Annotated in this window: 6 protein-coding genes and 1 pseudogene; 3 read left to right on the top strand and 4 right to left on the bottom strand. The window is 68.6% G+C overall.

Annotated features, from left to right (window positions below):
- Positions 1 to 408 (bottom strand): TetR/AcrR family transcriptional regulator (locus VFF46_RS23960; protein WP_325039444.1); only part of this gene is annotated, 408 nt, incomplete at its 3' end.
- Between the two features lie 86 nt (positions 409 to 494).
- Between VFF46_RS23960 and VFF46_RS23965 the strand changes: the two genes are divergently transcribed.
- Entirely contained in the window at positions 495 to 1,364 is an 870-nt protein-coding gene (locus VFF46_RS23965; RefSeq protein ID WP_325039445.1) for an alpha/beta hydrolase, read from the top strand.
- On the opposite strand, the gene VFF46_RS23970 is transcribed toward VFF46_RS23965, so the two are convergent.
- The gene (locus VFF46_RS23970) at positions 1,329 to 2,855 is read right to left on the bottom strand and encodes a UDP-N-acetylglucosamine 1-carboxyvinyltransferase (protein ID WP_325039446.1); all 1,527 of its coding nucleotides are present in this window, start codon (positions 2,853 to 2,855) and stop codon (positions 1,329 to 1,331) included. The two genes, VFF46_RS23965 and VFF46_RS23970, sit on opposite strands and share 36 nt — an antisense overlap.
- A 162-nt stretch (positions 2,856 to 3,017) precedes the next feature.
- Here VFF46_RS23970 and VFF46_RS23975 point away from each other — a divergent pair, with 162 nt between their 5' ends.
- Positions 3,018 to 4,238, top strand: coding sequence for a hypothetical protein (locus tag VFF46_RS23975; protein ID WP_325039447.1), 1,221 nt, complete (start codon positions 3,018 to 3,020; stop codon positions 4,236 to 4,238).
- 34 nt (positions 4,239 to 4,272) lie between these two features.
- Positions 4,273 to 5,514, top strand: a complete 1,242-nt coding sequence (locus VFF46_RS23980) for an acyl-CoA thioesterase/bile acid-CoA:amino acid N-acyltransferase family protein (RefSeq protein WP_325039448.1) — start codon at positions 4,273 to 4,275, stop codon at positions 5,512 to 5,514.
- A 5-nt stretch (positions 5,515 to 5,519) separates the two neighbouring features.
- Here VFF46_RS23980 and VFF46_RS23985 read toward each other — a convergent pair whose 3' ends face one another.
- Together VFF46_RS23985 and VFF46_RS23990 are read right to left on the bottom strand one after the other, a co-directional pair.
- Positions 5,520 to 5,798: a YciI family protein gene (locus VFF46_RS23985; RefSeq protein WP_325039449.1), complete on the bottom strand. Its 279-nt coding sequence runs from the start codon at positions 5,796 to 5,798 to the stop codon at positions 5,520 to 5,522.
- A gap of 136 nt (positions 5,799 to 5,934) precedes the next feature.
- Positions 5,935 to 6,397: pseudogene (locus VFF46_RS23990) on the bottom strand (hypothetical protein); the annotation flags it as partial.

The raw sequence follows: 6,397 nt of genomic DNA on the forward strand, positions 1-6,397 counted from the left end.
TTCCCAGTGGACCTCGAGGAGCGCGTCGCGCACGGCGCCCTCACGGCCGGCGTACTCGTGCGAGACCTTCTGGAAGAAGCAGCCGCCGGGAAACACGCGTTCCCGCGAGTACTCCAGCCAGCACCAGCTCAGCGCCCACACGCGTCCGAGCCCGGGCTCGGTCTCGAACGCCGGCGTGACCACGGTGTCGGCGTAGATCCTCCGCGCGGCCCGGATCGTCGCCAGCTGCAGCTCCTCCTTGGAGCCGAAGTGCGCGAACAGGCCGCTCTTGCTGATCCCCAGGTCGGCCGCGAGCCGGCCGATCGACAGCCCTTCGAGCCCATCGACCGAGGCGATGTCGACCGACCGGCGCAGGACCGCACGCCGGGTCTGGTCACCTCGCACCAACCGCCCGTCGACCTTCTCCACGACTCCAGATCCTAGTGGTGTTGACGCCGCCGCCGTCACAAACTAATAATACGACCGTTCGTATAGTTTGCCATCGAGGAGACCTCGTGAGAAAGCTGATCAGCGCAGGATTGTTGACAATCGGATTGTTCTCGTCTCGGCTGGCAGGGCGGCTCACCTTCGAGCTCTGGCGCCGGCCGCTGGCCCGCGGCGCGGTCCGGGACGCCGAGCGCGCGCTCCATACGTCCGCGCGGGCGGAGATCGTCGACAATGTGACGACCTACGCCTGGGGTGACGGCAAGCGCCCGGTGCTGCTCGTGCACGGCTGGCGATCACGGGCCTCGAGGTACGCCGGATTCGTCACGCGGCTGCTCGAGCTCGGGTACAGCCCGGTCTCGTACGACGCGCCCGGGCACGGCGACTCTCCCGGGCCGATCGTGTCGATCCTCGGGCACCAGCGGATCATCCGGGCCCTGGAGGAGCGGCACGGCCCGTTCGAGGGCGTGATCGCGCACTCGCTCGGCGTACCGTTCGCGCTGTACGCCGTCCGTGAGGGTGTCGCCGCCAGGCGGATGGTGATGATCAGCGGGGTCGCGGACTTCGGCTATCTCGCCGACACGTTCTGCGCCCAGCTCGGGCTCGGCCCGAAGCTCAACCGCGAACTGCGGCGGTCGATCGAGCGCGGCTACTTCGACGGCGACAACACGATCTGGGACCGGTTCTCGGCCGCCGCCGGCAAGACCGAGCTACTGGTGATCCACAACGACGAGGACGACGTCGTGGACCCCGGACAAGCACAACTGCTGCTGCGGAAGTACGGCCCGCACGCACACTTCCTGCCGACGACCGGCCTCGGCCACCGCAAGATCCTCTCGGACCCAGCGGTGATCACCGAAGCCGTCGCCTTCCTGCAAGACCAAGACCAGGAGGCAGAGCAGGGCTCAGATGTCCCGGAAGGTCTCGATCTGAGCGCCTAGCGAGTTCAGCCGCGTCGCCAGGTCCTCGTAACCGCGGTTGATCACGTAGATGCTGCGCAGCACCGACGTCCCCTTCGCGGCCAGCATCGCGATCAGGGCGACCACGGCCGGCCGGAGCGCCGGCGGGCACATCATCTCGGCGCCGGAGAAGTGCGTCGGCCCCTCGACCATCACCCGGTGCGGATCGAGCAGCTTCACCCGGCCGCCGAGCTTGTTCAGGTCGGCCAGGTAGATCGCCCGGTTCTCGTACACCCAGTCGTGGATCAGCGTCTGCCCGGTCGCGGTCGCCGCGATCACCGCGAAGAACGGCAGGTTGTCGATGTTCAGCCCCGGGAACGGCATCGGGTGGATCTTGTCGATCGGCGCGTGCAGCTTCGACGGCCGGGTGGTCAGGTCCACCAGCCGGGTCCGCCCGTTCTCGGCCAGGTACTCGGTACTGCGGTCGTAGTCGAGCCCCATCTCCTCGAGCAGCGCGAGCTCGATCTCCAGGAACTCCACCGGCGCCCGGCGGATGGTGATCTCGGACTTGGTCACGATCGCCGCGGTGAGCAGGCTCATCGCCTCGATCGGGTCCTCGGACGGCGCGTAGTCCACGTCGACGTCGATATCGGCCTTGCCGTGCACGGTCAGCGTCGTGGTACCGATGCCGTCGATCTTCACGCCGAGCAGGTCGAGGTAGAAGCACAGGTCCTGGACCATGTAGTTCGGGCTGGCGTTCCGGATCACCGTGACGCCGTCGAAGCGGGCCGCGGCCATGATCGCGTTCTCGGTCACGGTGTCGCCGCGCTCGGTCAGCACGATCGGCTTGCCCGGCGCGATCGCCCGGTTCACCAGCGCGTGGTACTGCCCGCCGGTCGCCTTCACCTCGAGGCCGAACGGGCGGAGCGCGGTCATGTGCGGCTCGACGGTCCGGGTCCCGAGGTCGCAGCCGCCGGCGTACGGCAGCTCGAAGGCGTCCTCACGGTGCAGCAGCGGCCCGAGGAACATGATGATGGAGCGGGTACGGCGGGCCGCGTCGGCGTCCATCGACGCGAGGTCGAGCTGTGCCGGCGGGACGATCTCCAGGTCGCCGGCGTCGTTCAGCCAGGTGGTCTTCACGCCGATCGAGTTCAGTACCTCGAGCAGCCGGTTGACCTCCTCGATCCGCGCGACCTTGCGCAGCGTCGTCCGCCCCTTGTTGAGCAGGCTGGCGCAGAGCAGCGCGACGCCGGCGTTCTTGCTGGACTTGACGTCGATGGAGCCGGACAGCCGGCGTCCGCCGACCACACGGAGGTGGACCGGGCCGCCACCGAGAGAGACAATTTCGGAGTCGAGCGCCTCGCCGATCCGGGCGAGCATCTCGAGGGTGAGGTTCTGATGACCCTTCTCGATCCTGTTCACCGCGCTCTGGCTGGTGTTCAGCACTTCCGCCAGCTGCGTCTGCGTCCAGCCGCGGTGCTTGCGGGCGTCCCGGATGAGGTTTCCGATCCGGCTCAGGTAGTCGTCGGTCATACCCCGGACCATATCTCACATGTGAGATATCGCTGCGGCGACCCGCCGGTACGAGCGTAGCGAACGTCACGCCGGCGTCTTGAAGGACCCGCCTGACCTGGTGAAACGCCCGCAGCCTACAGTTAGCCCACACTCCCGCCGCCACCCGGAGAGGACCAGCAGATGCCCGACGACACCTCCGCCGCGGTGGTCAACGAGTTCGAGGCGGAGTCCTGGCCGCTGGAAGCAGCCGCGGACAGCCTGCACCAGGTCATCGAAGGGTTCCACAACGGTGACACCCGGCCGCTGGTGATCGGCGACGGCGACCAGCCGGTGCTCGTGGTGCTGGCGATCTCCGACCTGGCCGACTTCCGCGCCCGGATCGCGGAGCTGCTCGGCAACCCGGTCGACGCCGGCTGGCTGCGGTACTACCTGCGCTCGAACTTCGACATGAGTTCCGAGCGCCTGGTCGAGCTGCTCGGCGTGGACACCGACCACGGGCTCTCGTCGCTGGCCAGCCAGGTGAACGTCGAGCAGGCCGCGACGCTGATGCAGGATCACGTACGCCGTACCGAGGCCGGCGGGAACCCGCTGATGCTGATCGGCGACGGGACGATGGCGACCGCGGCACTGCTGTCCTTCCAGGCGTTCCAGGTGCTGCTCGCGATGGAGGGCGACGGCAAGAACGACGACGACTCCTGCGCGCACGACGACGAGGAGATGCCGACCACGCCGCTGGAGGTCCTCGCGGAACGGATCGGCCCGGTGTCGACGCAACTGGTCGCCCAGCTGAACGCGGGCCGCGAGCCCGGCCTGCCGCGGTACGAGCTGCACTTCGAGGACGACCTGGTCGAGCATCTCCGCGACCTGGAGGCGCGCGCCCAGAAGACCCCGGGCGGCGGCGCGTACGACGAGCTGAGCGAGCTGCTGCACCAGTTCGACCAGATGCGCAGCGGGCTGATCCAGGCGGACGCGGACGCGGAGCCGGACGAAGCGCCGTACCTCGAGGCCACCGATCTGAAGGCGGCGCTGCCGGACATCCGGGACGCGTTCCGCGAAGGCACCGACGACCCGTACCTGATCGGTCTCGACGGCCGGCCGCTCGCCGGGCTGATCTCGTACGACCTGTACGAGGAGCTGCAGAAGGTCTCCGTCGAGCTGGACGGCACCGACGAGGCCCCCGTCCTCCCGCTCCCCGAGCCCCGCTGGGAGAACGGGCCGCGCCTGCTCCCGTTCGAGATCGCGCTCGAGATGTGCGAGGCGGTCTGCGAGGACATCACCAATGGCGAGGGGTCGATGCTGTTCATCGCCGACGAGGACAACGAACCCGAACTGGTCCTCGCTCCCCTGGTCTGGCTGTGGGCGTACGTGGACCATCTCGACCTCGAAGGCGCCGAGGCCTGACGGCCGGACCCGCTGGCGGTGTCATGCTGGTGCGGTGAAACGGTCCATACCGCTACTCGCAGCCGCGGGCCTGCTCCTCGCCGGCTGCTCGTCACCCGGCCGCCCGGTCGTGACCGTCGACCAGGCGACGACGCTCGCCGATCAACCGGTCCACCTGAAGGTGACCGGAGCGCCCGCAGGCAAGCCGGTCCAGGTCGGCGCGGAAGCCGTCGATCGCGACGGGAAGACGTGGCACAGCGAGGCGACGTTCACCGCCGACGACCACGGGACGGTCGAGCTCGACAGCGCCAAGCCGTCGGGCGGGAGCTATCAGGACGCCGACGGCATGGGATTGTTCTGGTCGCTGGATCCGGCCACCGGGGATGCCGGCACGCAACGGTTCGTCCCGCCGATCGAGAACGGGCGACCGGTCGCGCACCTCGACGTCTTCGTCAGCCGTGACGGAAAGCGGCTCGCAACGACGGCCCTGACCCGGCAGTGGATGGCGGCCGGTGCGACGACCAAGTCGCTCAGCATGGCGACGAACAAGCTCACCGGTGTCTATATCGCCCCGGAGCCGGACGGCGCCAAGCATCCCGCCGTACTGCTGCTCGGCGGCTCGGAAGGCGGCATACCTTCAACGCTGTACGCCGTACTGCTGGCGTCGCACGGGTATCCGGTCCTGGCGCTGGCGTACTTCCATGCGCCAGGTGTGCCGAACGAGCTGCGCAACATCCCGGTCGAGTACTTCGCGTCCGCGGCGCGATGGCTCACCCGGCAGCCCGCGGTCGATCCGGCGCGGCTCGTCGCGATGGGCGTGTCGTACGGCACCGAGGCGGCCTTGCTGGTGTCGGACCACTTCCCGGACCTCGTCCACGGCACACTGCTCTTCGCCCCGAGCGCGACCGCCACGAGCTCGTTCCCGAAACCGGACGGCTCGGCGTGGACGTACCAGGGCAAGCCGGTCGACTTCGTCCCGATCCCGGTCGACGAGGTGGACGGGCCCGTGCTCGCGGTGGCCGGGTCCGACGACCTCTTGTGGGGGTCCCGGCTGAGTGCGCAGCGGATCATGCAGGAGCTCGACGACGCGCACGACAAGTACCCGCACGAGGCGGTGATCGTCCCCGGCGCCGGGCACCTGGTCTCGGGTACGCCGTACCTGCCGTCCGGTACCGAGGAGATCCACCCGGTCACCGGGCAGCACCTCGATCTCGGCGGCACCCGCGCCGCCGACGAATCGGCCGTCCGCCAGGGCTGGACGAAGACGCTCGCCCTGCTCGCATCCCTCCAGCGTTAGCCGGCTCAGCTGAACGGGAAGAGCGACTGCCATTCGGCAAGCGTGGCGAGTTCGTAGACGCCTGCCGGGGTGTAGGGGTCCTTCGCGAGGATGTCGCGGAGCTCGGCCTCGTCGGCCACGTCGTACACGAGGAGGGCGCCGGTGCCGTCGGTGAAGGGGCCGGCGGCGACGAGTTTGCCTGCTTCGCGGAGCGCGGCGAGGTAGTCGCGGTGCGCCGGGCGGACCTCCAGCCGGCGGTCGGTCTCGGACACGTCGAAGCGCAGCTGCACCACATATTGGGCCATGGTCAGAAGCCTACTGCACGGCCCAGGATCCTTTGTGGCAAAGAGATTTGGTGCGGGTAAGGGAGTCACGAGCCGCCACAGCGGCTGGTTCAGGTCGGACCCGAAAGTCGACGAAGTGAACTCCCTTCCCGCCCGGTTATTCTGACCAGCCCGCGCACCGCGATGCAAGAGGTTGGTGAAGACAAATTCCTACAGTCAGTTGGTTCAGGTAACGCTTGGTGACCGAACCGCCGTCGGCGTCGATGCGGGCGCCGATGCACTCGTACAGACGGTCACGCCGGTCCGTTGTCAAGGCCCGATGCCCCGAATACGACGACAGAAGTTCGAGGTATTCGGCCGTCGTGTAGGTGCGATCCCAGACGTAGCTCCGGCACTCGACGGAGCCGAACCAGGGCGATCCTTCCAGCTCCGCGGAGCCGGGCGGTACGTCGTCCGCCGCCGGGAGACCGGTCGACGCCGGGTCGTCGGTGAAGCGGTCGTAGCAGGACTGCACGTCGGCGAAGAACTGCTCCGAACCGCCGGCGACGTGATGCGTCGAAACCACCGCGAGTACGCCGCCCGGCCGGAGCAACTGAGCGCACCGCTGGACCCGGGTCGCC

This window comes from Kribbella sp., assembly GCF_035655035.1.
GTDB lineage: Bacteria > Actinomycetota > Actinomycetes > Propionibacteriales > Kribbellaceae > Kribbella.

What these genes read in the sequence shown, in the direction of transcription:
- VFF46_RS23970 (WP_325039446.1), bottom strand. Translation starts at nt 2,855, where the DNA reads ATGACCGACGACTACCTGAGCCGGATCGGAAACCTCATCCGGGACGCC.
- VFF46_RS23975 (WP_325039447.1), top strand. Translation starts at nt 3,018, where the DNA reads ATGCCCGACGACACCTCCGCCGCGGTGGTCAACGAGTTCGAGGCGGAG.
- VFF46_RS23985 (WP_325039449.1), bottom strand. Translation starts at nt 5,798, where the DNA reads ATGGCCCAATATGTGGTGCAGCTGCGCTTCGACGTGTCCGAGACCGAC.